25 protein-coding genes are annotated in these 23125 nt (G+C 41.8%); 13 read left to right on the forward strand and 12 right to left on the reverse strand.

Features of this window, described 5'->3' with window-relative positions; genetic code table 11:
- Window positions 1–61: 61 nt before the first annotated feature.
- The gene (ycaO, locus tag PTET_RS00400) at window positions 62–1822 is read right to left on the reverse strand and encodes a 30S ribosomal protein S12 methylthiotransferase accessory factor YcaO (RefSeq protein ID WP_013463710.1); all 1761 of its coding nucleotides are present in this window, start codon (window positions 1820–1822) and stop codon (window positions 62–64) included.
- 156 nt (window positions 1823–1978) lie between these two features.
- On the opposite strand from ycaO, the gene PTET_RS00405 reads away from it, so the two are divergent.
- The 4 genes from PTET_RS00405 to PTET_RS00420 all read left to right on the forward strand — a co-directional run bounded on the left by PTET_RS00405 (window position 1979) and on the right by PTET_RS00420 (window position 7130).
- Entirely contained in the window at window positions 1979–4267 is a 2289-nt protein-coding gene (locus PTET_RS00405) for a penicillin acylase family protein (protein WP_096038064.1), read from the forward strand.
- Window positions 4268–4343: 76 nt separating this feature from the next.
- Window positions 4344–5192 (forward strand): MBL fold metallo-hydrolase, encoded by an 849-nt coding sequence (locus PTET_RS00410; protein ID WP_013463711.1) that lies wholly within the window; start codon window positions 4344–4346, stop codon window positions 5190–5192.
- An 88-nt stretch (window positions 5193–5280) separates the two neighbouring features.
- A complete protein-coding gene (locus PTET_RS00415; RefSeq protein ID WP_016900226.1) occupies window positions 5281–6813 on the forward strand; it encodes a bifunctional GNAT family N-acetyltransferase/carbon-nitrogen hydrolase family protein in 1533 nt (510 codons plus the stop codon).
- Complete coding sequence (locus PTET_RS00420) at window positions 6813–7130, forward strand: DMT family transporter (protein WP_016900225.1); 318 nt, start codon at window positions 6813–6815, stop codon at window positions 7128–7130. The genes PTET_RS00415 and PTET_RS00420 overlap by 1 nt, the downstream gene beginning before the upstream one ends.
- 44 nt (window positions 7131–7174) lie before the next feature.
- Here the strand turns inward: PTET_RS00420 and PTET_RS00425 are convergent, their stop codons facing one another.
- Complete coding sequence (locus PTET_RS00425) at window positions 7175–8056, reverse strand: DMT family transporter (RefSeq protein WP_096038895.1); 882 nt, start codon at window positions 8054–8056, stop codon at window positions 7175–7177.
- A 243-nt stretch (window positions 8057–8299) separates the two neighbouring features.
- Between PTET_RS00425 and PTET_RS00430 the strand changes: the two genes are divergently transcribed.
- On the forward strand, window positions 8300–8683 hold the full coding sequence (locus PTET_RS00430; RefSeq protein ID WP_096038065.1) for an MAPEG family protein: 384 nt from the start codon (window positions 8300–8302) through the stop codon (window positions 8681–8683).
- A 74-nt stretch (window positions 8684–8757) separates the two neighbouring features.
- Here the strand turns inward: PTET_RS00430 and PTET_RS00435 are convergent, their stop codons facing one another.
- The 3 genes from PTET_RS00435 to PTET_RS00445 form a co-directional block, all read right to left on the reverse strand.
- Window positions 8758–9966 carry a M56 family metallopeptidase gene (locus PTET_RS00435; protein ID WP_096038066.1) on the reverse strand — a complete coding sequence of 403 codons (1209 nt, stop codon included), beginning with the start codon at window positions 9964–9966 and terminating at the stop codon, window positions 8758–8760.
- 9 nt (window positions 9967–9975) lie between these two features.
- Window positions 9976–10350 carry a BlaI/MecI/CopY family transcriptional regulator gene (locus PTET_RS00440; RefSeq protein ID WP_013463718.1) on the reverse strand — a complete coding sequence of 125 codons (375 nt, stop codon included), beginning with the start codon at window positions 10348–10350 and terminating at the stop codon, window positions 9976–9978.
- Window positions 10351–10459: 109 nt separating this feature from the next.
- On the reverse strand, window positions 10460–11152 hold the full coding sequence (locus tag PTET_RS00445) for a pseudouridine synthase (RefSeq protein ID WP_013463719.1): 693 nt from the start codon (window positions 11150–11152) through the stop codon (window positions 10460–10462).
- A 91-nt stretch (window positions 11153–11243) separates the two neighbouring features.
- Here PTET_RS00445 and PTET_RS00450 point away from each other — a divergent pair, with 91 nt between their 5' ends.
- The gene (locus PTET_RS00450; protein ID WP_013463720.1) at window positions 11244–11549 is read left to right on the forward strand and encodes a DUF6482 family protein; all 306 of its coding nucleotides are present in this window, start codon (window positions 11244–11246) and stop codon (window positions 11547–11549) included.
- A gap of 41 nt (window positions 11550–11590) precedes the next feature.
- On the forward strand, window positions 11591–12010 hold the full coding sequence (locus PTET_RS00455) for a GNAT family N-acetyltransferase (RefSeq protein ID WP_096038067.1): 420 nt from the start codon (window positions 11591–11593) through the stop codon (window positions 12008–12010).
- Window positions 12011–12024: 14 nt separating this feature from the next.
- On the opposite strand, the gene PTET_RS00460 is transcribed toward PTET_RS00455, so the two are convergent.
- The 7 genes from PTET_RS00460 to lptM form a co-directional block, all read right to left on the reverse strand.
- Window positions 12025–12384: a HopJ type III effector protein gene (locus PTET_RS00460; protein WP_016900219.1), complete on the reverse strand. Its 360-nt coding sequence runs from the start codon at window positions 12382–12384 to the stop codon at window positions 12025–12027.
- 97 nt (window positions 12385–12481) lie between these two features.
- Window positions 12482–13192, reverse strand: coding sequence for an HAD-IA family hydrolase (locus PTET_RS00465; RefSeq protein ID WP_013463723.1), 711 nt, complete (start codon window positions 13190–13192; stop codon window positions 12482–12484).
- Window positions 13193–13202: 10 nt separating this feature from the next.
- Window positions 13203–14147 (reverse strand): tyrosine recombinase XerC, encoded by a 945-nt coding sequence (locus PTET_RS00470; protein ID WP_096038068.1) that lies wholly within the window; start codon window positions 14145–14147, stop codon window positions 13203–13205.
- The gene (locus PTET_RS00475; protein WP_096038069.1) at window positions 14144–14755 is read right to left on the reverse strand and encodes a DUF484 family protein; all 612 of its coding nucleotides are present in this window, start codon (window positions 14753–14755) and stop codon (window positions 14144–14146) included. Before PTET_RS00475 ends, PTET_RS00470 begins: the two co-directional genes overlap by 4 nt.
- Window positions 14752–15582: a diaminopimelate epimerase gene (dapF, locus tag PTET_RS00480; protein WP_013463726.1), complete on the reverse strand. Its 831-nt coding sequence runs from the start codon at window positions 15580–15582 to the stop codon at window positions 14752–14754. The genes PTET_RS00475 and dapF overlap by 4 nt, the downstream gene beginning before the upstream one ends.
- Window positions 15583–15646: 64 nt before the next feature.
- Window positions 15647–16900 (reverse strand): diaminopimelate decarboxylase, encoded by a 1254-nt coding sequence (gene lysA / locus PTET_RS00485; protein ID WP_016900217.1) that lies wholly within the window; start codon window positions 16898–16900, stop codon window positions 15647–15649.
- Window positions 16901–17080: an LPS translocon maturation chaperone LptM gene (lptM, locus tag PTET_RS00490; RefSeq protein WP_013463728.1), complete on the reverse strand. Its 180-nt coding sequence runs from the start codon at window positions 17078–17080 to the stop codon at window positions 16901–16903. It abuts the gene before it with no gap.
- Between the two features lie 148 nt (window positions 17081–17228).
- On the opposite strand from lptM, the gene cyaY reads away from it, so the two are divergent.
- The 6 genes from cyaY to PTET_RS00520 all read left to right on the forward strand — a co-directional run bounded on the left by cyaY (window position 17229) and on the right by PTET_RS00520 (window position 23091).
- A complete protein-coding gene (cyaY, locus tag PTET_RS00495) occupies window positions 17229–17552 on the forward strand; it encodes an iron donor protein CyaY (protein ID WP_013463729.1) in 324 nt (107 codons plus the stop codon).
- A complete protein-coding gene (locus PTET_RS00500; RefSeq protein ID WP_024601983.1) occupies window positions 17549–18205 on the forward strand; it encodes an alpha/beta hydrolase in 657 nt (218 codons plus the stop codon). Before cyaY ends, PTET_RS00500 begins: the two co-directional genes overlap by 4 nt.
- Before the next feature lie 23 nt (window positions 18206–18228).
- A complete protein-coding gene (locus tag PTET_RS00505; RefSeq protein ID WP_096038070.1) occupies window positions 18229–19134 on the forward strand; it encodes a DUF2914 domain-containing protein in 906 nt (301 codons plus the stop codon).
- A gap of 71 nt (window positions 19135–19205) precedes the next feature.
- Window positions 19206–20144: a hydroxymethylbilane synthase gene (hemC, locus tag PTET_RS00510; RefSeq protein WP_013463732.1), complete on the forward strand. Its 939-nt coding sequence runs from the start codon at window positions 19206–19208 to the stop codon at window positions 20142–20144.
- On the forward strand, window positions 20144–21985 hold the full coding sequence (locus PTET_RS00515) for a uroporphyrinogen-III C-methyltransferase (protein WP_096038071.1): 1842 nt from the start codon (window positions 20144–20146) through the stop codon (window positions 21983–21985). The genes hemC and PTET_RS00515 overlap by 1 nt, the downstream gene beginning before the upstream one ends.
- On the forward strand, window positions 21982–23091 hold the full coding sequence (locus tag PTET_RS00520; protein ID WP_096038072.1) for a heme biosynthesis HemY N-terminal domain-containing protein: 1110 nt from the start codon (window positions 21982–21984) through the stop codon (window positions 23089–23091). Before PTET_RS00515 ends, PTET_RS00520 begins: the two co-directional genes overlap by 4 nt.
- Window positions 23092–23125 lie beyond the last annotated feature (34 nt).

Genomic DNA, 23125 nt, shown 5'->3' on the forward strand with positions numbered 1-23125 from the left:
ATAAAAATGGCGCAGTTAAAAATGCGCCATTTTATTTTTATAATTAGTAGTTTAGGTGTGGTTATGAGTCGCTAACTTCGCGCGCCCAATGCTGTTGCTTTGCAACGTGTAATTTGCGGTAACCATCAAGAAGTGCTGCATGCTTTTTAAAGCCCTCAAGCGATAAGCCTGGGAAAGTTAAGCCGTTAAATAATTTACGACCTTCAGCAATTTCAATAGCAAGCGTGACATTGTCGCTACCAAACATTAAACCTAATGCATCTTGATAACTTGCATATTCGCGCTCGTCATCATATTTAATTTCAAGGATTGCTTTTAAGCAACGAAAGTGACGCATCGCTTCGTCGTTTACTTGGCCGGTATGCAAAATCCAATCAACCCAGTCAATAGCTTCTTCATTACCCGCCGCTAAGCATAAATGTGCTTTAAGCTCACCAATGCGTAGTGTGTGCCAAGGTGTATCGGCGTCGGTTGCTAAGCCAATGAATTCAGCTGCGCGAATAATATCGCTGTGGCCTGCTTCTTCGAGGTTGTCGTAAATCTCCATCCATTGTTCGCTATCGTACTGATCAAGCGATAAGAAGTCTTCGCGGAATTTAGCGCCTTCATTATTGTTGCGCCAAATTAGCTCATCTACAGGATAAATGTCTGACATACCAGGAACTAAAATACGACATGCATACACGTTTAAGTGGGTGTAATCCATAATATATATATCGTGACCCATGCTATGAATTAAATCAGTACAGAAGTTGTATTCTTGCTCAGTTGAACCACTAAAGTCCCAATGTACAAATTCAAAATCTGCTTCAGAGCGGAAAAAGTCATGTGAAATTAAACCGCTTGAATCAATAAAGTGCAGTTCAATGTTCTCAGGAGTAGCGACTTCGTCGTTATCAAATGTAGCAGGTTGGAATACGTCTAGTTGATCTAGGCGACGACCTTGCAGTAATTCAGTAACGGTACGCTCTAGCGCTACTTCAAATGAAGGGTGGGCACCAAAAGAAGCAAATACTGACCCATCAACAGGGTTTATAAGCGTGACACTCATTACTGGGTATTTACCGCCTAGTGATGCATCCGCAATGCGTAAATGGAAGCCATGGCTACGCAGCTCTTCACAAGCTTCATGAATTTTAGGGTATTGTTTTACCACCTCTTCAGGCACGATTGGCAAGCTGATACCTTCGGCAATAATGCGGTTTTTAATAGCGCGCTCAAATACTTCAGATAATCCCTGAACACGGGCTTCAAATTTAGTATTACCGGCACTCATACCATTAGAAACAAAAATATTACCAATCACATTCACCGGAATGTAAATGTCTTGGTTGTCGCGCTGACGAGTGTACGGTACAGAACAAATACCACGTTCGAAATTGCCAGAGTTAAAGTCATAAAGGTGTGATGCGGTTAATTCACGCTCTGGGTCAAAATAATCCCATAAGCTCTCATCCATAATACCCTGTGGTATTTCATCGTTTTCAACTTTAAACCATTTCTCGTTTGGATAATGAGTAAAGTCATCATTGGCAAATTCTTCGCCTAAGTAAAAATCAGCAAAAAAGTAGTTACAGCTTAAACGCTCAAAATATTCACCTAGCGCAGAGGCAATAGAGGCTTTATCAGTGGCACCTTTACCATTAGTAAACATCACACCGCAGTCGCTATCTTTTATATGAACTGAATAACAGTTTGCTACAGGGTTAAGCCACAGCGCTTCTTCAATATTAATATTTAGCGCTTTTAGCTTGTTTTGCATGGTAGAGATAGACGATTCTAAATCGCGGTCTTTACCTTTAATAAATGTTTTTTCAGTCATTTTTATCTCAACTAGGTCTGCACAATACATGAACTGTGTATTATCGTGGATTTTGATGTTTATTTCACCCTTTACCCGCTTTTCGTAGCGTTTTTAATAGAACGAATATGAATATATGCTAATAATAGTTTATTGAAATAGTTAGAGGGTATGTTTATGTTTAAAGTAATCAAACGGTTGCTATTGGTTGTTGTGATTTTAGCGCTCGCCAGTACTGCAATTGTTTACGGCGTTTTGACCTTAAGTTTGCCAGCCCTTGATGGTAAAGGCCGAAGTGATGCGTTAACACAGCCCGTTAAAGTCGCTCGTGATACGCTTGGTCAAGCCGTTATTACTGCAACTACTCGTCATGACGCTGCCTATGGCTTAGGGTATGCTCATGGGCAAGACCGCTTTTTTCAAATGGATTTATTACGTCGTAATGCGGCCGGTGAGCTAAGCGAACTATTTGGTGAAGCCGCGCTTGGGCTTGATAAAAAAATGCGTTTTCACCAATTACGTAAACGCAGCCAAGCTATTTTAAAAACCCTCCCGAAGGCCGACAAACAGCTGCTACGCAGTTATGCCCAAGGTGTAAATGAAGGCCTTGCACAAGTAGGGTACCCCAGTTTTGAATATTTACTCACGGGGGCTGAGCAAAAGCCTTGGCAAAGTGAAGACAGTTTATTAGTTATTTTTAGCATGTACCTTGATTTACAGTCATCTACATTTGAGCGCGACCAAGCTTTAATTCAAATAGAGCAGCAATACGGTGCCGAAATGGTAAGTTTTTTAACTCAGCCTAGCCAATATCAAGCCGCATTGGATGGCAGTCAGCTCGCTCTTTTGAATAACCCAATCCCCGAACTTTTATCGCAACCAATCACCGCGATTAAACCCATTACCGCTAACTTAGAAGTGGGTAGTAATAATTGGGCGGTCACCTCAAATTTAACCAACACTCAGGCTGCGATGCTCTCTGATGATATGCATTTATCAATGGCTGTGCCGGTTATTTGGTATCGAGCCCAATTAAACTATTCATTAAATAATAAACCCATGCAGGTAACGGGTGTCTCGCTTCCGGGAGCGCCGGCGATTGTAGTAGGCACAAATAACAACGTTGCATGGGGGTTTACCAACGGGTATTTAGATACCGCCGATTGGATTGCGCTTAATAGCGATAGCAAAATGTGGCAAGTAGATGAGTCTATTGCATTATCCAGTGGCAAAGTAGAAAGTTACTCCCTTACGCTCAGTGAATACGGTCCGGTAAAATACATTAATGAAAAGCCTTACGCACTGAGCTGGGCTGCACATCAACCATACGCCGTTAATATGCAGCTATTACAGCTTGAGCAAGCACAGACTGTTGATGATGCGCTTGATATTGCAAGTGACGTAGGCATTCCTGTGCAAAACCTGCTGGTGGTCGATGACCAAGGAAATGCAGCATGGAAAAATATGGGCGGCATACCTGCGCGAACAACACCCAGTGAATTAGCCGTAAAAGAAGAAGATTACTCCGCGCTTTGGCAGCAAAACGAAATCGATCGACCTTTTATTAAAAATCCTGAAAACGGGCGATTATGGACAGGTAATTCTCGAGTGGTATCTGCTGATGATAACGTCCGTTTTGGTAATGGCGGCTATGCGCTTGGGGCACGTGCAACGCAAATTCGCGATAGGTTATTTGAAAAACAACGCTTTAATAAAAGTGATTTTTATCAGTTGCAGTTAGACAACCAAGCACGATTTTTAATGCCTTGGCATGCCTTATTACTTGAGCAGTTAAAAAAGCAGCCCGCGCGCTATAAAGATCATATAAATGCCCTCGAAAACTGGCAGCAATGCGCTTGCCCGCAATCAATAGGCTATACCTTAGTAAAGACGTATCGTGATGTACTGATTAATATTTTATTTAGCAGTATTGAGACAACACTTAACCAGCAAGATGGCACATTAAAATATGTGAAACGTGATTTAGAGCCCGCTGTTTGGCAGTTAATAAAGGCTCAGCCAACAAGTTGGGTTAATCCGCACTTTACTAATTGGGAGCAGCAATTACAGGGTGCCTTTGAGCAAACACTCACGCAGTTAACATCAAGGTTTGGTAATAAAATAAAAAACTGGCAGTGGGGAAAAGTAAACGAATTAGCGATTGAGCACCCGTTTGCTAAACAAATGCCCATACTAAGTAAGTTACTTAACATGCCAACAGCCCCCGGATTTGGTGACAGTTATATGCCAGCGGTGCAAAAACGTAGTTTTGGCGCATCACAGCGTTTTATTGTTCAGCCTGGGCACTTAAAGAATGCTATTTTAACGATTCCGGGTGGGCAATCAGGGCACCCACTTTCTGAGTTTTACCGAGCTGGTTTTGATGAATATGTAAAAGGCAAGCACACGCCATTATTACCGCAAGCATTAATGCATCAAATTGAAATTGCACCAATGAACGACTAGCCTTGGATGCAAAGTGAGCTAAATAAGTAGTAATAACGTTTTATAACCCAGATAAAGCAATTATAGGAAAACAAAAATGAAAAAATTACTACCGGCATTAATCACCAGTTTACTGTTAAGCAATTATGCATTTGCGGATGAAAACCCTGTTACGGCTACACAATTAAGTGAACATGTTTACGTGTTATTTGGTCAAGGCGGTAACATTGCCGCAAGCGTGGGGGATGATGGCATTTATATTATTGACGATCAGTTTGCCAAGCTTTCCGACGATATAAAAAAAACCATTAGCGACTTAAAGCCAGGCAGTGCCGAGTTTGTAATTAATACCCATCATCATGGCGACCATACTGGGGGTAACGAGAACTTTGCCAAAGCGGGCGCACATGTGATTGCTCACGACAATGTACACAAACGCTTAAAAGAAAAACATGGTGAGGGTTCTGATTACTTACCGCGTATTAGTTTTGGCCATGATTTAAAACTGCACTTTAACAATGAGCATGCGCATGTTGTGCACTACTCAAATGCACACACAGATGGCGACTCGGTTATCTTTTTTAGTAACGACAACATAGTGCACATGGGCGATATATATTTTAACTTTGGAAGCTTACCTTTTGTTGATGTAGATAGTGGCGGTAGTGTTGATGGTGTTTTAGCGGCGGTTGATGATGTGATCAAACAAATTGATGAAAAAACAACCGTTATTCCAGGGCATGGCCCGATAAGCGACCGTTCAGGGCTAATGACGTATCGTAAGCTGGTACAAAAAGCGAAAGATGTTATGCTTAATGCTATGCAAAACGATGCCAGTTTAGAGCAAGTCCTCAAAGCCGATCCATTATCAGAACTTGGCCTTGAATATGCAAACTGGTTACCAAAAGAGCGTGTAACCACCCTTTTTTATCGCAGTTTAAAGTAGCGCCTAGCGCGAACCATAACGCATAAACCTAATTAAGCTGAGCATTTGTTCAGCTTTTTTGATTTTTACGTGCCTAAAGGAGTTGTATATGTCGGCAGAAAAAACCCATCTTGAAATTTGTAACTTAAGCAGAGAACAATACCCACAAATTAAAACCTTGATGGACGAAGCGTACCCTGATTTAGGCGGCGCATGGCCAAGCCATACAATTTTTAGACTTATAGATCAGTTCCCCGAAGGGCAAATTGGTATTGTTGATGATGGCGTGCTGGTGGGTTTAGCGCTGAGTGTCCAAGTAGATTATGCACGTTTTTCGAACCCGCACACCTATGAAGATATTGCTGATGGCCATGATCGTGTATTTAGTGATACCACCGGTGACGCGCTATATGGTTTAGATGTTGCTATTAGTGAGCAGTACCGAGGCATGCGATTAGGGCGTCGTCTTTATGATGCCCGTAAAGAATTATGTCGCCAATATAACTTACGCGCTATTTTAGCGGGTGGCCGCATTCCGCGTTATTACAATCACAGCGACGATATGACGCCAATGGAATACATTGCCAAGGTGGATCAAAAAGAGATATACGATCCAATATTGAGCTTTCAATTAGCTAACGATTTTCAGGTAAAGCGTTTACTTAAAAAGTACCTTCCAGAGGATCAAGAATCAGTAGGTTATGCCACGTTACTTGAGTGGAATAACATTATGTTTGAGCCAACCGATACCGTTATTGAGTCGACTAAATCAATTGTACGTGTAGGGGCTGTGCAGTGGCAAATGCGCTGTGTTGAGTCGGTTGAAGAAATGCTTAAGCAAGTTGAATATTTTGTTGATACGGTGTCTGATTATAAAAGCGACTTTATTTTATTTCCGGAGTTCTTTAACGCGCCACTGATGGGGTTAACTGAGCAAAGTAATCAAACCGAAGCCATTCGTTATTTAGCTGAATACACTGAGACTTTTAAAAACGCGATGTCGCGGATGGCAATTGAGTACAACGCAAATATTATCACCGGCTCTATGCCGCTTGCCGAGGGTGATAAAATTTATAACGTAAGTTACCTGTGCCACCGCAGTGGCAAAATAGATGAGCAACGTAAAATTCATATCACCCCGCATGAACATAATGATTGGGTGATTCAAGGCGGTGATAAAATAGCGGTATTTGAAACCGATGCCGGTCGCGTAGGGATTCAAATTTGTTACGATGTTGAGTTTCCAGAGTTGTCGCGTATTTTAGCAACCCAAGGGCTTGATATTTTATTTGTGCCATTTTGGACCGACACCAAAAATAGTTATTTACGTGTTCGCCACTGTGCACAAGCGCGCGCTATTGAAAACGAATGTTATGTGGTTATCGCAGGTTCGGTGGGTAATTTACCCGAAGTAGAAAGTTTAGATGTGCAGTATTCGCAATCTGCTGTTCTTACACCGTCTGACTTTTCATTTCCACACGATGCCACACTAAATGAGGCCACCACCAATACCGAAATGCTATTATTTAGCGACTTAGATATGGACAAGTTAAAAATACTTCACAGTGAAGGTACCGTGCGTAACTTAAAAGACCGCCGCAGTGATTTATATGAAGTGATATTGAAAAAGAGAGATGTTTAATGGCGTGGATGTACTTAATAATTGCAGGGTTACTTGAAATTGGTTGGCCAATAGGCCTAAAAATTTCACAAAACCCAGATACCCGTTGGCAAGGCATTGCAATTGCAATCGCGTTTATGGTCGCAAGTGGCTTTATGCTTTGGTTAGCGCAAAAGCAAATCTCTATGGGGACTTCTTATGCGGTATGGACGGGGATTGGCGCAGCAGGTACGTTTTTAGTTGGCATATTATTTTACGGTGATGCAGCCACTTTTGGCCGTATTGCTGGTGTATTAATGATTATTTGTGGTGTCATCACCTTAAAAATTAGTCATTAATTATTAGATTAAAAAACAAGCGCAGATTTATACCTGCGCTTTTTTTAACTACTTGGCAGCATAACCAATATGGCAGCCACTGCAATCAGCACTAGCCCCGCACTGTCTTGGCGCTTTAGCGGCTGCTTTAGCCATAAAATCGAGATTAACATGGTAAAAAATACTTCTATTTGACCGAGTGTTTTTACATAGGCGACATGTTGTAAGCTCATGGCACTAAACCAGCCGACGGAACCTAAGCAGCTAAATACACTCACTGCACTTGTCATTTTCTTATATTGATACATCATTTTAAAGGTATGGCGCTCTTTTAAAGCAATGTATATACATAACATCAGTGTTTGCAAGCTAATAATCAGTAACAAAACCCACGCTGGTGCATAAGGAAAAGCTATACCCGAGCTTAAACTTGCTTCGCGGATCCATGACGATGACAACGCAAACGAAGTACCGCAAGCAAGCCCTGTTAAGGCGGTTTTTAAGCTAAAATGTTTCACATTCGCAATGCCGCTTAATAGCAATACAGCGAGTGCGCCAATAAATACACCAATCCAACCTAAAAATGAAAGCGCCGAACCAAAAAATAGTAACCCTAATATCGCCGCCATTAGCGCTTCGCTTTTAGCAAGGCCGGCGCCTACTGCAAAATTGTTCATTTTAAACAACTTCACCATGAGCCCTGTGGCAATAATTTGCACTATGCTGGCTCCAATAATATAGCTAATAAATAAAGGATTAAATGAAGGGAGAGGCGCACCTTGGTAATAATAAAGCGCATATAAATACAGCCCTGCAATAGGGCTTGCGACAATAAAGCGGGCTAGAGTAACGCCAGCAACGCTGACATGAGCGCTTAATTTGCTTTGCAGCGCATTACGCCATGACTGCATAAATGCGGCAAAAATAGTGAGTAAAATCCAAATCATCTTAAATAACATACAAAAAAGTGGAGAGCTAATTTAGCAGTACTCTGGCATTAAAGCGACCATCAAAAAGGCATAATGAATATTCATCACCTGCGACAATTTGCCACAGTGACGCACTGCTTAAATCGGCTATAGTGTGAGGGATGTTACTGCTAGCCGCCAGAGCTCAGGTTATTTATATTTGGCGGCTTTTTTCTATTTGCTGTGTTATTTTGGGTCATAAATAATAACTTGAGAATTATAATGACGACTTTATTGGTTTGCGCCTTAATTGCAGTGATCATGCCTTATGTTGCGAGAATCCCAGCTATTATAGAAATGAATAAGCTCGGTGGTTACGATAATAAACATCCGCGGCAACAACAAACACAACTTACAGGACTCGGAGCACGTGCGCTGGCTGCTCATCAAAACTGTTTTGAATCGTTAGCGGTTTTTGCCGTTGCTTTGGCTGCTGTATTAGGCACAAACAATGTTAATGCCGTAACCGAAACTTTAGCGATGATGCATATTGTAGCGCGTATTTTATTTTGTACTTTTTATTATTTAAACCTCGATATTATTCGCTCGATCACTTGGCTGGTGGGAATAGGCACCGCTATTGGCATGATCGCCGTCAGTTTATAACGAGAATAAGCAAAAACCACAAAGCAAGCAGCCTAAAAGGGTGCTTGCTTTATAGTCTTAAACACCTATTCCCATTAATGCGATATGTTAACTCGCTCTATTAAATCACTTTTTGTAACTGTACTGTTGAGTGCAAAATCAAGTTGTATTAGTACGTTTTGTTGTCCCATTGATGAAGGTGTATATTGCCATTGCATCAGTGCTCTTTTAGCTTCTTTGTTAAAGACTGCTTCTGGTTCAGCTTTTACAACAGTAATGTTAGCTGTTTTGCCTGCTGGGGTTATGTCGTATTTTAATACCACTGAACCGCTAATGCCTTGTTCCGCCGCTTGTTTTGGGTAAAGCGGTTCGATTCGCATTACGGGAGCGATAGATGTTTCTTTTTTAGCTGATGCTTCAGGTTGCTTTGCTACAGCTAAGCCACTGAGCAAGCTCGCAGCGATAAGTAACACGCTTCCTTTTGCTAGGCGCGAATGTGCGCCGTTATGTTTGATATTAGTAAGTCGTTGTAACATGGTTTTTTTATCTCCGTAGTGTGAATAAGCCATCAGACCCGCTGGCGCATTGGCAGCGCAGTTTATTAAGGCTTTGCTGTATAAAATTTGTTGCTGTGTGGTTTTATTGCTTAGTACCCGTTCATCACAAGTCAGCTCCTGCAAACGTCTACAGCTTGCGTAAGCCATCCAAGCCAGAGGGTTAAACCACAATAAAATTGTAGCCAGTAATAGCAGCACATTTATAAGGTTGTCTTTGCGCTTTATATGCACGTTTTCGTGCTCTAGAATAAGCGCCAGAGTAGTATTATCAAACTGAGTATTATAATTGTGCGGCAATACCAGTTTGCTATTAAAAACACCAATGACCATGGGCGTAGCCACCTGAGCGCTGGTATAAGTTTGTACTCCTATTGTTAATTGCTTAAAATGCGCTAACTCAGTGAGCTGTAGGCCTTTAACAAATCGGGTATGGGTAACAACAGCGGCAATTAATAAGACCGTGGTAATAATGACATACAGTAGCGCTAAACTAACACTCAAGCTGTTTGTAAGTACCTGATTAGGTGTAATTAAATAGTAACTAATGCCGCTATTTTGCAGTGGTTTAATTGCACTAGGTAAATTAGCCAACAGAACTGATACAGGTATTAACCAAGCTAATTTATACACAAAGCGTGAACCAAGGGTTTTTAAGCCAAAGCGCTCAAGTAAAACAAACCCTGCAAACAACAGACTTAATAATAGCTGCTGTTCAATGAGCCAATTAAATCCTATTTGAATCGCCATGCTAACTCCTTACTTTTGATTCTTTTCCCAGTCATCAATGACTTTTTTAAGCTCGTTGATATCTTGCTGAGAGAGTTGCTCCGATTTAGCGAAGCCACTTACCAAAGGGGCAATACGACCACTAAAAAAGCGCTCTATGAAGTTCTTACTCTCTTTTAAAGTGTAATCAGCACGCTTTATACAGGGGGTGTAAATATATTGGCGGCCGTCTTTTTCGAAGCTAAGCGCGCCTTTTTTTACTAAACGACCCAATAAGGTTTTAATGGTTTTTTCGTGCCATTGTTTATCGTCACTTAAACGCTCAATAATTTGGCTGGCTGTGGCGGGGTAGTTAATCCAGAGTGCATCCAGCACTTCAAATTCTGCTTTTGATAATTCGATCATTTTATTGCCTACAAGTGTAATCTTTTATTTAAGACTACACCTGTAATCTATTTTTGCAAGTTTATTTTTTGTTTTTTAATCACGCTAAAGGAAGGGGATTAGTGTGAGCTTATTGGCTTAAAATATCGTTTTTGTTAATTTTTATAAAGTGGTTTTCTGGGAGGTTTAAATTATCTAATAGTAATTCACTGATCTGTACGCGGTATAAATCAATGACTGTGTAGCCACAGTAATGCGCCATTTTACGTATTTGCCTGTTGAGCCCTTGTTTTAAAACAATACTAAATTGATTACTCGCTATTTTAACTACTTCACAAGGTCGTGTTATTTGCTTATCAACGGGGACGCCTGCCGCCATTTTTTCACAAAAATGCGCGTCTAATGGTTTATTCACAGTGACTAAGTAGCGTTTAGGTTGATGAAAGTCTGGATGAATCAGTTGATTACAAAAGTCTCCGTCGTTGGTCAAGATAATTAAACCACGAGAATCTTTATCAAGGCGGCCAATAGGGTAAACACGGGTAAGTTGAGGCAGGTGATGAATAAGGCTGCTGGGGTCGTGATGATTGAGTTTACAGTCAATCCCTACCGGTTTGTGATAGGCAAAGTACACTAAATCGGCTGGGCCTTTAATGGCGTGACCATTAACGATAACACGGTCGTTTTCGTCCACATGATCAATATGATTCGCGGGGCGATTATTAACGATGACAACGCCTTCATCAATCAAGCGCGACGCTTGTTTTCGTGAGCAAATACCGGCATGAGCAATGTATTTAGCAAGTCGAATTTTTGTATCCATAATGCAGTGTAATTAAAAAATATTGATCGCGATTATAGCAAAGCTGCGTATTGATTACTTGGACAGTTAATTTAACAGTAGGTAGGTTACTATGGGTATTCAATTTTCAGAACTAAAAAAGCATCAGCCATTACAAAAAGTGGTTGTTCATTCACTGGAAATGGCCTTGTACCAAGTGTCTGTTGTCATTAATAATGTTGAATACTATGTACAAGAAAGTAATGGTGAATTTGTGAAGGCACTAAGCCCATTACATATTCAAAAACGCTTTGAAGATATCGCCTATGCACAAATGATGCTAAGGCACACCAGTGCTTATGATGAAATGTGTGGTCAACCGGAAAAAATTTCCAGTAATATGCTCGAAGTGCCCTTTGGGCAAAACAACCTGTTTTAATATCAGGTATTTGCTAATATAGGTTTATTTGGAATCATCCAATGTACCTATTACATACCGATAATTCTGAGCAATTAAATCAAGCACTGCGCGAGCACATGCTTGAGTTTAATGCTCAGCACTTCGACGCACAGCGTCAACCTCTTGGCTTTAAATATCTCGATAAACAAGGTGAGTTAGTTGCAGGCATAAGCGGTCACGTGTTTGGTAACTGGTTGCTAATAAGCTGGTTATGGTGCGATGAATCGGTACGAGGCAATGGCTTGGCTGATTCGTTATTAACATCACTTGAAAATGCAGCAATTGAAATGGGTGCCGTTCAGGCTCAGCTTGACACCTTAGACTTTCAAGCCAAACCTTTTTATGAAAAACGGGGTTACCAAGTTAAATATCAACTTGATAATTACCCACTTAATGGCACTCGTTACTTTATGGAAAAACCGCTAATAGTGGCTGAATAACGCTGATTGGAGCGTTATTTTTTTGCTGTTAATGGCGTACCATCAAAGGTAACACCTAAAAATGGGGTGGCTTCAGGCGCTAACATAAAGGTGCGAATATTCATATGGTCGTCTGCATCTGGGTTGTTTAGCACATCTTCGCGATAAAATGCCCCAAAACAATCTAATGTATTTTGCTTACTAAGACCATTGAGCTTTGCAAATGCAAAAATCTTGCATGAACCGTTATTCTCACTCGCAGAGCTCAATAACCCATGGTTACTAAAGCTGCACGCTGTAAAAGTATAATGCTCATCAATAACGGCCATAGTATCAGCAAAACCAATGCTTTTAGGCTCATTCGCGAGCGTTGTTAAGTAGTTTGTGAGTGTCATACGCTGTCCTTGTTATTATAAGATATTGTTAAGTAATTACCCCTAACCTATCTTATGATTGATTTATATTCAATTGAGCCAATAAAACAAGCATAGTTTATTTACCAATTAAGTGGGTTAACGCATGAATGTTGGTTATTTCAATATCAGCAAGTCCTTTGTAGGCATAGGCTTGTGCTTGATTATTTAACCACACAGACTGGCAGCCAGCGTTATTAGCACCTTGCACATCGCTATCAAGGCTGTCACCTATGTGTAAAATTTCACTGTTGTTAATACGCAAATGTGTTGCAGCTTGATCAAATAAGGTCGTATGTGGTTTAGCTTTACCGTGCAAGCCAGCTTGCAGCACCAGTTCAAACTTATCTTTTAAATTAAAACGCTCAACCTCTACATTACCGTTAGTAATGGCAATTAATTTGTAGTGCTGGCTTAGTTTATCGAGCAATGTTAGTACGTCTTCGCTCACTTCAATATTACTGCGCGCATCAGCAAATGCTTGATAAGCACTGTGTGCATGATGCTCTACTTCATCGTCTTTAAAACCAAGCTCAGACAAAACTAAGCGTAGGGTATGTTTACGCCACTGAGTGACGTTATCAATGAGTTCAGGTTGGTGTTGAACAACTCGCTCACGGCATTGTTGCCAAAACTGTGGCCCCTGTTTTTTATAGCCTGGCAGCGCATTTAAATAATCAATTTGCGCCTGAACGGCTGCGGTTATGATTGGGCGGTTGTCGTATAAGGTGTCGTCTAAGTCAAAGCTTAGTACAGAAAAAGGAGAAATTGCGCGATTAAATCGGATCATGGTTATTACCCTAATCGGTTCGTTTTTTAGCACGTGGATGGGTGTTGTCGTACACCTTAGCCAAGTGCTGAAAATCTAAATGAGTATAAACTTGGGTTGCAGATAAACTACTGTGGCCTAATAGCTCCTGTACTGCTCGTAAATCGCCAGACGATTCTAAAATATGCGACGCAAATGAGTGGCGTAATTTATGCGGATGCACTTGTGAGCTTATACCTTGTTTAATGCCCCATTCTTGCATTCGCAAACGGACTTGGCGCACAGAGATACGGTTTTTTTTACTACTTAAAAATACCGCGTGTTCGTCTGCGCCCATAAATAGCGGCCGAACCGCGAGCCATTTCTTTAATGCATCAAGGGCCTTAGAGCCAACCGGTATTAGCCGTTCTTTTGCACCTTTACCACGTACCAGTATTTCACCATTACGGGCGTTTATATCCTGCATGTTAGCACCAACTAACTCACTAATGCGCAGACCTGATGAATACATGAGTTCCATCATGGCTTTATCTCGAATGGCAAGTGGATCGTCATCGGGTATTTCGAGTAAACGTGCCATTTGGTCAACATCAAGATTTTTAGGTAAAGGCTTGGAAAATTTAGGGCCTTTTATCCCTTGCGCGGGGTTATGGTAATGCGGTTGCTCAGTAATATTTTTTGCTTTTAAAAACTTATATAAACTTCGAATGCAGCTTAGCTTTAAGCTGATTGTTCTGCCGCTCAGTTGCTTAGCACGCAGCGCCATGCTGTAACGGCGAATGTGCTCACTTTGTACGGCAAACCAATTGTCGCATAGCTTATTAAAATACAAGGCGGCAAAACCTAATTGGCTAACATATTGATTGACGGTGTGCGCTGAATACTGGCGTTCAAATTTTAAGTAATCACTAAATAACGTGATGGGTGTACGCCAGTTATCGCTTAAGTCGCTAATATTTGGCGTGTCGTCGCTCATGCCAGTTCCAGTAACCGTATTTGTAATGAGCGTACAAAATCTAACACAAATAAGTTATCTTGTGAGGGCTCAAAGTGGTTCTCATCGTGGCTGCCAAAAGCCAAAATTGCGTAGGGGTTAGTGGGTTCGCCAATTAAATACAGGGCGGTCGATTGGGTATCCTCGTTAAAGAGTAAGTCGCGCTCTTGCTGATTTACCCGCCCTAAATAATGATTACTATCTGACAATCTATGCTTTACTAAGCCCTCAAACGCGCTGTCGTATCTTACGAGTTTGCACTCATTAATAGTCGGGCTCATGCAAATAATGTTGCGTAAGTTACTTGCCAAAGTATTAAAGTCGTAATTGCTCCAAAGCTGACGATGGCATTGACTGAACAAGCGGTACACGAGTTCATTTTGCGTGGCATGCTTGGTCATCGTCTCGATTTGATGTTTTAACTGAGTATTATGTTCACGTAGTTGACGTTGCTGAATATGTACTAACGAAGTCGCACCCTGAACTTGCTGTTGTAACTCAAGTTGAGCTAATAGCGCAGGTTGATTTATTAAAAAATTAGGGTGCTGTTGTAAGTAATCTATTACTTGCTGTTTAGTTAATTCACTCATAGTGCAACTTGTCCATCAAATACATGTTCAGCGGGGCCTGTCATACGCACTGGGTGGCCTTCGCCACTCCAGCGAACTTGTAAGCTACCGCCTGGTAAATCAACTTGCACTGTGCTGGTGAGCTTGTTTTGAATAAAGCCAATCACCATAGCGGCACACGCACCGGTACCACAAGCAAGTGTTTCGCTTACACCACGTTCCCACACTCTGAGTTTAATGTGTTCTTGAGAAATAACCTGCATAAAGCCAATATTTGCGCGCTGTGGAAAACGTTCATGATTTTCAAGCAACGGGCCAAGGGTACTCACTTGTGCCGTTTCAATGTCGTCTACTTCCATGACGCAATGCGGGTTACCCATAGAAACAGCACCACTAAAAACGGTATGTTCTTCTGCACGAATAATATAAGTCAGCTCACGTTTGGTTGCTTTAAGCGGGATTTTACTCGGCTCAAAATTAGGGTGTCCCATGTTAACCGTTACTTGGCCGTCTTTTTCAATATACAGGGTGAGGTTACCCGATTTAGTTGAAACGCTAATTTTATGTTTATTGGTTAAGCCTTTCATGCGCACAAAGCGGGCAAAGCAACGGGCGCCGTTACCACATTGTTCTACTTCGTGGCCGTCGGCATTAAAAATCCGATAGTGAAAATCGAGATCGGGTGAGTAAGGGGCTTCAACCATCAGTAATTGGTCAAACCCAATGCCGAAATGGCGATCGGCCAGCTTTTTGATTTGATCACGGGATAAAAAAACGTTTTGTGTAATATTATCAATCACAACAAAGTCGTTACCTAAGCCGTGCATTTTGGAAAAATTAACTAACATAGCGCTCTAATTCGGTTTTGCTCTGCGCTAATCATGCCACAGAGCAGCTAGGTAACAAAAACGTTTATGGTAAAATTTTCTCACCTTGGTACAGGCTCTCGATGGTTTCGCGTTCGCGAATAAGATGATATTGCTCACCATCTACCATTATTTCGGCAACCCGTGGGCGTGAGTTATAATTTGAACTCATTGTAAAGCCGTATGCTCCAGCGCTACGCTGCACTAACAAGTCACCTTGTTTGAGTGCTAGAGGGCGGTCTTTACCTAAAAAGTCACCGGTTTCACACACCGGCCCAACCACATCATAGTTGTGGGTAGGTGTTTCGTCATCACGCACCGAGACAGGAATAATTTTTTGCCACGCTTGATAAAGTGATGGGCGCAACATGTCATTCATACCCGCATCAACAATCGCAAAGTACTTGTCTTGATTTTGCTTAATAAACTCAACCTGAGTCACTAAAATCCCAGCGTTAGCGGCAATAGCTCGCCCTGGTTCAAAAATCAGTTCAAGGTGGCGATAATTAGTAAGGCGCTGTGTTACTTGTGCTGCATACTCACTCGGGTGGGGAGGCTGTTCGTCGTTGTAGGTTACGCCAAGGCCTCCACCAATATCTAAATGGCTTAACTCAATACCTGCATTTTTTAACTCATCAATTAATGCCAGTAGTTTATCAAGCGCCTCTAAAAACGGTTTGGTTTGTGTCAGCTGTGAGCCAATGTGACAATCAACCCCAACTATATTTAAGCCAGGTAACGACGCAGCATGTTGGTACACACTTAACGCGGTTTCGATACCAATGCCAAATTTGTTTTCTTTTAGGCCAGTAGAAATATACGGGTGTGTTTTAGCATCAATATCAGGATTAACACGAATAGAAATTGGCGCGTCTAGATTAAGCTCACACGCTACTTCTGAAATGCGCTCAAGCTCTGAGATTGATTCAACGTTAAAACATTTAATACCTAATTCTAACGCATAAGCAATTTCGTCAGCGGTTTTAGCAACCCCAGAAAACACCACTTTATTGGCTGCGCCTCCCGCTTTGATGACCCGCGCGAGCTCGCCTTTTGAAACAATGTCAAAACCCGCACCAAGTCGCGCCAGTATATTTAATACTGCAATATTTGAATTTGCTTTAACGGCGTAGCACACTAGGCTTTTATGATCTTGAGCTGCATTGGCAAACGCTAAATAATGGCGTTCAAACGTCGCTCTTGAATACACATAACACGGTGTACCATAGTGCTGTGCAATCGTTGCTACGCTGACATCTTCAGCAAATAGTTGGTTGTTTTTATAATTAAAAAAATCCATTTACTGCTCCTGTTTTTGCTCAATAGGTGTTTGCTTGTTGGGGGTGTCTGTTGGCTGATTTTGTTCAGTAGGCTGCTCTGGTAAGTACAGCGGGCCGCTTTGACCACAGCCAGCTAACGCACACAACAAAACGGTGCTGATTAATAGTTGTTTTAATTGTAAGGTATATGTCGCTTTCATTAGATTAATACGGTTGCTGGCTTTATAATCGCAGAGTAACAGAATATCTAAAAAATGCAGCTATTCGCGGATGATTTTATTCCTGTTACACTAGCTGTACAAACATGCACCCATTATTTAGGCGTCTTGCCTGCAAAGGAAATTAACGATGACTGATCACGAATATCACCAGTTAGCAGAAGCTCTTATGTTCACAATTGAAGAACAAGTTGATGATTGTGAAGCAGATTTAGATTATGAATCGGCTCAAGGTATTTTAGAAATTATTTTTCCAGATCGCAGTAAAATTGTGATTAATAAGCAAGCACCGTTGCATCAAGTGTGGGTGGCAACAAAATTTAACGGTCACCATTTTGAAATGCGTGATGGTCAATGGATTGATAACCGCTCAGGCGCAGAGTTTTGGAGTTTCATCAATGAAGCGTCAACACGTCAAGCGGGTCAAGAAATTAAGTGGCAATCATCGCTATGAGTTTAGAGTTTGTTCAATACCCAGCTCAGGGAACGCATAAAGCCACGGTTATTTGGCTACATGGTTTGGGTGATTCTGGTGACGGTTTTGCCCCAGTAGCGCCACAGCTCGATTTACCCAGTGAACTAGGTGTGCGTTTTGTATTTCCGCATGCGCCTATGCAGGCCGTTACTATTAACGGCGGTATGCAGATGCGCTCATGGTATGACATTAAATCGATGGATTTAGACAAACGTGCAGATGAACAAGGGGTTAGGGAGTCTGCAGCAAAAGTTGAGCAATTAATAACGCAAGAAATGGCTAACGGCATACCGGCGAACAAAATTATTTTAGCGGGATTTTCACAAGGTGGCGTCATATCGCTACATTTAGCCCCGCGTTTAGAGCAAAAGCTTGCTGGCGTTATGGCACTATCAACCTATATGTGTGTGCCACATAAATTGGCTGATGAAGCAAAGCAAACACAGCTAAATATATTTATGGCTCATGGGAGCCAAGATGACGTTGTACCGCATAGCGCGGGTAGAAGTGCGTTTGAAGTATTATCAACGCATAACATGGATGTGAGTTGGCAAGAATACCCTATGGGGCATCAGGTTTGTACACAAGAGTTACAAGCTGTGCGCCAATGGTTAATTTCTCGCTTAAGTTAGTTTAGGAGCCGCTGAGGGTCAAAATGAGTCAAAAAATAGTAATAACAGCAAATGTAAAACGTGAACCACAGGTTAGCGAACCCAGCGTGAGCTATGAGTGGCATTGGCGTCGGATTGTGAGTATTTCTATGTTGGTGATTATGACCTCTGCAGCGGTTATTTACGGCCTGTCTAGCGCTGTGAATGCTGATCAAGGGGCGCCGCATCCTAATGAGCAGCTCGATTTTACTGAGCAACAAACAGCAATTGTGTCGCTAAGCGATGATACTGCAGCATCAGCAGAGAGTGAAAACGCAACAGATGCTGATGAGGAGCCGCTGAGCAGTGTCGCAATTGCAGCACCTAAAATCCTTTCCCCAGATGAGCAAAAACCAGCTCCTATTACCGAACAAGTAACAACAGAGCCTGAAGTTCAACAAAGTATTATTGAGCAAGAAGTAGAGCCAACGCTCACTGCTGAGCCTGAAGAAGCAGCCATGGCTGCAACAGATAACCAAACGCCTGAAACCGAAACGGCCAGTGAAAAACAGGCTGAGCAAAAAGTATTTGCTGAATCAGCACAAGTTGCGAGTGTGGCCATTGGTGCCAAAATAGATACAGCTACTATTAGCCGAGCCGTATTGACGCGCAGTGTGAGTAATCGTGAACCAACCAATGTATTTGCCGCCGATGTGCGTTTAAGCCAATTTGAAGAATCATTGTCATTTTTTAGTGAGCTTAAAAACTTACAAGGTCAGCAGGTAAAGCATATTTGGTTATTTGAAGGCGAAGTGATGGCGGAAGTGTCGCTCAAAGTTACTTCTCCGCGCTACCGAACTTACTCAACTAAAAATATTATGGATTCCCAGTTAGGGAATTGGCGCGTTGATGTGGTTGATGAGCGAGGTTTACTCATTGCGCAAAAAGAATTTAGAATTTTAGCTGATTAAATCGCCCTCAGATAGAACAGGTTTTAATCCTGGAAGGTCAACAGACCCCAGTAATTATTAATGGATATTTTATGACTGAAAAAACAAAGTTAGTTCGCATTGCTACTCGTAAAAGTGCATTGGCACTGTGGCAGGCTGAATTTGTAAAAGCGCAGCTAGAGCATTTTCACGATGACGTGCGTGTAGAGCTGGTGCCTATGTCGACTCAAGGTGACATTATTTTAGATACACCACTGGCTAAAATTGGTGGTAAAGGCTTATTTGTAAAAGAACTAGAACAAGCCATGCTTGATGGGCGAGCAGACATTGCAGTGCATTCAATGAAAGACGTGCCAGTCGAATTTCCAGATGATTTAGAGTTACACGTTATTTGTGAGCGTGAAGACCCGCGTGACGCGTTTGTCTCAAATAATTTTGCCAATATTGATGCGTTACCGCAAGGCGCCATTGTTGGCACCTCAAGTTTACGTCGCCAATGCCAAATCAGAGCGTTGCGTCCAGATTTAGAAATTCGTGACTTACGTGGCAATGTAAATACACGTTTAGCAAAGCTTGATAGTGGTCAATACGATGCGATTATACTCGCAGCGGCTGGGCTAATTCGTTTAGAAATGGGTGAACGTATTCGTGACTTTATTGAGCCAGAAGTGTCGTTACCTGCTAATGGTCAAGGTGCTGTCGGTATTGAATGCCGTATAAATGATGAAGTTACTAAAGCCTTATTAGCTCCGCTGGAGCACAGTGAAACTCGTATTCGTGTTAATGCCGAGCGCGCAATGAACCGCCACTTAGAAGGGGGCTGCCAAGTTCCGATTGGTGCTTATGCATTGGTTGATGGTGAGCAAGTGCATTTACGTGGTTTAGTTGGGGCGATTGATGGCAGCGAAATTTTACGCGATGAAATTAGTGGGCATGTTGATGATGCGGAAAAATTAGGAGTTGAGCTGGCTAAAAAACTCTTAGCACAAGGCGCAGATAAAATCCTTGCTGACGTATATCGAGACGCATAATGAAACACATCTTGATAACTCGGCCCGAAGGAAAAGGCGCAGCCCTTGCACAGCAACTTGAGCAAGCGGGTTATCAAGCGTCTTTGTGTCCTGTTCTAAAAATAACGTATTTAACCCCAACCAGCGTTGAGCTAAGCCCGTTGGTTAATGCCGACAAAATTATTTTTGTTTCGCAAGATGCAGTACATGCACTGAGTGCGCTTAAGCCTGCAATTAACACCAAAGCGCAGTTTTATGGTGTTGGCCAACAAACAGCCGACACCATTTATGAAGTATTTGGTGTACGTGCTGCTTTACCAAAACAACATGATTCTGAGGGGTTGCTGGCGCTTAAGTCATTGGCTGAGGTTGATGGCAGTAATATCGTGTTGGTTAAAGGTATTGGTGGGCGGCCTGAGATAGCAAAAACCTTAAAACAACGCGGTGCTTTTTTAAATAATTGTGTGGTGTATCAGCGTGAGCCGGTAGCGCAACAACCCGCTGACTGGATAGACCACTGGCAAAGCCAGAATGTACACGGTATAGTCATTACTAGTAATGCCGCCGTTGATGCCATTTTTAATACCCTTACCGCGGCGCAACTAACATGGTTACAACAGTGCGAATTTTATGTTGCCAGTGAGCGTATTGGCGATTATTTACAACAGCAAAAAATAAATTCGACACATATACATACTGCGGCAGGGGCTAGCGACCACGCTATGTTTGCCTGCATTAATCAGCAAGGTAGCAAAATGAGTGAACAGTCAGCGACGTCAAAAGTAGAAAAAGCAGCAGCGCAACCAATAGCCAATAACACGTCTAATACCGCTAAAAACGACACTGCAAAAGCCAATAATCAAACGCAAAATAATACCCATAAAGTGAGTAAGGTGGGCAGTTTAGCGTTGGTGATTTCGTTACTTGTTGCTAGTGGCGTGGGTTATGAGTTTTATCAAAAGCTCAATGCCGGTAAAGTGCAAAATTTAGCGGTTAATGCATTAACAGAGCAAAATAAGATATTGCAGCAAGAGCTGCAAGCGCTTAAGTCTGAGCAACTCAGTCTACAGCAAGCGTTACAAAAGAGCGAAGAGCAAATTGCTATGGCGCTCAATGAAAACTCTGTAAAAAATCAGCAAGCATTAAAAGCAGCACTGCAAAAAGTGCAGCAAAGTGGTAACACATTAAACCCACAAGAAGTGACTAGCTTACAACGCATGGCTGAATTTAAATTGTGGGCTGAACAAGATTACCAAGGCACAAGTGCAGTGCTTAAACGTTTAGATTCACTTTTAAGCGACCACCCAGGCACGCTTGAGTTGCGCCAAGCAATTATACAAGACATACAAACGCTCGATAGCATTAAACCCGTTGCAACAGAGGCGATTTACTTACAGTTAAATAGTGTAAGAGATCGTATCGATAACTTGGTATTTAATGCGGTTAATTTGCCAGAAGAAGCGTCAGTAACTGACGAAAACGCGCTCTCTGAAAATATGAGTGATTGGCAGCAAAACATCCGAAATAGCTGGAATAAAATAGTTGATAGCTTTATTACAATTCGCCATCACGAAGGGGTATTAATAGAGCCGCTATTAACTGATAGAGAGCGCCACCTGATTAATCAGCGCATAAAGCTCAATATTACTCAGGCGCAAGATGCGCTAATGAGCAAGCAAGCCAGCATCTATTTTAGCGCCTTAAACGACACAAAACGTTTAGTTACTGAATACTTTAAGCAAGATGATAATGCCACAAAAGTGGTACTACAAACTTTAGTAAACCTTGAAAAAGAGCCGCTTAACTTTAACCCTGAGGTGACATTGCAAAGTACTCAGCAAGTTAAGGAGTGGGCACAATGATAGGGTTGATCATTTTTATTGTCGCTATCGTATTGGTATTAGCGATCACTCCTTTCGTGTTAGATGAAAAAGGCTATGTGCTGATTTCATTTAATAACACCACCATAGAAGGTACGATTGTTTCGTTTTGTATTATGGCGGCACTGAGCGCAGCGGCTTTGTATTTAACTTATAAACTCGTACGCTACTGTTTATCTATTTACAGAAATACCAAACATGGATTTTTTGCTCGCAGCCAAGAGCGCAAGCATGCAGCTATAGAGCAAGCACTGTGGAGCTTGATTAATGACGATTACGCGCAAGTGGAAAGCGCGTTATCAAGTAACAGTGTGCCAGCTAAATTTTTAGACATACGTTTGGCGTTACTAGCAAAAGCTGCACTGGCAAATAATCAACCCGATAAAGCGCTGGAATACTTGTTTGAAATAAGCCCTAAGCAGCAACTAAAAGTGGCTAAACTATGGTTAGCCAGTGGCGACAGCAGTGTTATTGAACCGCAAATACGGATGGCGGCTGAATCTAAAAAAGCCACGGTACTTGAGCTTAAACTGTACACTGAAGTGTTGGTGCAACAGCAGCACTTTAAAATATTAGAAGACTTTTTACCGCGCTTATTACGTAAAGATGCATTGAGCGATAAGCAGTGGCAGCAGGTGTTTTTAGCTTATTTTGCTGCTCAAGCGAGTGATGAGCTAACCAGTAAGTACCAGCAATTAGGTAAGAAATTGCAAGTACATGCGCACACTGCGTACTTAACTCAAATGGCAAAAACAGGGCAGTTGGCGAGTATTGAAAACGAGTTAATTAAAATGCTCAAACACGCTAAGCACCACTCTGAACTTGCCGACATTTTACGTGAAGCTGCGCCAAGTAATGCTTACAAGCTGCAATCAAGCATTCAAGAACGGTTGAAAAAAGATGAGCACAATAACGCGTTATTATTAGCATTGGCGTGTTTAGCGAATGCCCAAGGTGATTATGATTTAGCTGCACGAGTATTCGACAAAGCGCTTAATAGTGATAACAAATCACAGTATCGACAACAAGCTATACTAAGCTATAAACACAGCGCACAATTAGATAAGGCGCTTGTGCTCTATCAATAATGGATTATATTTTATAAATCAATAATTAAAAGCG

It is taken from the genome of Pseudoalteromonas tetraodonis, from assembly GCF_002310835.1.
Taxonomy (GTDB): domain Bacteria; phylum Pseudomonadota; class Gammaproteobacteria; order Enterobacterales; family Alteromonadaceae; genus Pseudoalteromonas; species Pseudoalteromonas tetraodonis.

What these genes read in the sequence shown, in the direction of transcription:
- ycaO (WP_013463710.1), bottom strand. Translation starts at nt 1,822, where the DNA reads ATGACTGAAAAAACATTTATTAAAGGTAAAGACCGCGATTTAGAATCG.
- PTET_RS00405 (WP_096038064.1), top strand. Translation starts at nt 1,979, where the DNA reads ATGTTTAAAGTAATCAAACGGTTGCTATTGGTTGTTGTGATTTTAGCG.
- PTET_RS00410 (WP_013463711.1), top strand. Translation starts at nt 4,344, where the DNA reads ATGAAAAAATTACTACCGGCATTAATCACCAGTTTACTGTTAAGCAAT.
- PTET_RS00415 (WP_016900226.1), top strand. Translation starts at nt 5,281, where the DNA reads ATGTCGGCAGAAAAAACCCATCTTGAAATTTGTAACTTAAGCAGAGAA.
- PTET_RS00420 (WP_016900225.1), top strand. Translation starts at nt 6,813, where the DNA reads ATGGCGTGGATGTACTTAATAATTGCAGGGTTACTTGAAATTGGTTGG.
- PTET_RS00425 (WP_096038895.1), bottom strand. Translation starts at nt 8,056, where the DNA reads ATGATTTGGATTTTACTCACTATTTTTGCCGCATTTATGCAGTCATGG.
- PTET_RS00430 (WP_096038065.1), top strand. Translation starts at nt 8,300, where the DNA reads ATGACGACTTTATTGGTTTGCGCCTTAATTGCAGTGATCATGCCTTAT.
- PTET_RS00435 (WP_096038066.1), bottom strand. Translation starts at nt 9,966, where the DNA reads ATGGCGATTCAAATAGGATTTAATTGGCTCATTGAACAGCAGCTATTA.
- PTET_RS00440 (WP_013463718.1), bottom strand. Translation starts at nt 10,350, where the DNA reads ATGATCGAATTATCAAAAGCAGAATTTGAAGTGCTGGATGCACTCTGG.
- PTET_RS00445 (WP_013463719.1), bottom strand. Translation starts at nt 11,152, where the DNA reads ATGGATACAAAAATTCGACTTGCTAAATACATTGCTCATGCCGGTATT.
- PTET_RS00450 (WP_013463720.1), top strand. Translation starts at nt 11,244, where the DNA reads ATGGGTATTCAATTTTCAGAACTAAAAAAGCATCAGCCATTACAAAAA.
- PTET_RS00455 (WP_096038067.1), top strand. Translation starts at nt 11,591, where the DNA reads ATGTACCTATTACATACCGATAATTCTGAGCAATTAAATCAAGCACTG.
- PTET_RS00460 (WP_016900219.1), bottom strand. Translation starts at nt 12,384, where the DNA reads ATGACACTCACAAACTACTTAACAACGCTCGCGAATGAGCCTAAAAGC.
- PTET_RS00465 (WP_013463723.1), bottom strand. Translation starts at nt 13,192, where the DNA reads ATGATCCGATTTAATCGCGCAATTTCTCCTTTTTCTGTACTAAGCTTT.
- PTET_RS00470 (WP_096038068.1), bottom strand. Translation starts at nt 14,147, where the DNA reads ATGAGCGACGACACGCCAAATATTAGCGACTTAAGCGATAACTGGCGT.
- PTET_RS00475 (WP_096038069.1), bottom strand. Translation starts at nt 14,755, where the DNA reads ATGAGTGAATTAACTAAACAGCAAGTAATAGATTACTTACAACAGCAC.
- dapF (WP_013463726.1), bottom strand. Translation starts at nt 15,582, where the DNA reads ATGTTAGTTAATTTTTCCAAAATGCACGGCTTAGGTAACGACTTTGTT.
- lysA (WP_016900217.1), bottom strand. Translation starts at nt 16,900, where the DNA reads ATGGATTTTTTTAATTATAAAAACAACCAACTATTTGCTGAAGATGTC.
- lptM (WP_013463728.1), bottom strand. Translation starts at nt 17,080, where the DNA reads ATGAAAGCGACATATACCTTACAATTAAAACAACTATTAATCAGCACC.
- cyaY (WP_013463729.1), top strand. Translation starts at nt 17,229, where the DNA reads ATGACTGATCACGAATATCACCAGTTAGCAGAAGCTCTTATGTTCACA.
- PTET_RS00500 (WP_024601983.1), top strand. Translation starts at nt 17,549, where the DNA reads ATGAGTTTAGAGTTTGTTCAATACCCAGCTCAGGGAACGCATAAAGCC.
- PTET_RS00505 (WP_096038070.1), top strand. Translation starts at nt 18,229, where the DNA reads ATGAGTCAAAAAATAGTAATAACAGCAAATGTAAAACGTGAACCACAG.
- hemC (WP_013463732.1), top strand. Translation starts at nt 19,206, where the DNA reads ATGACTGAAAAAACAAAGTTAGTTCGCATTGCTACTCGTAAAAGTGCA.
- PTET_RS00515 (WP_096038071.1), top strand. Translation starts at nt 20,144, where the DNA reads ATGAAACACATCTTGATAACTCGGCCCGAAGGAAAAGGCGCAGCCCTT.
- PTET_RS00520 (WP_096038072.1), top strand. Translation starts at nt 21,982, where the DNA reads ATGATAGGGTTGATCATTTTTATTGTCGCTATCGTATTGGTATTAGCG.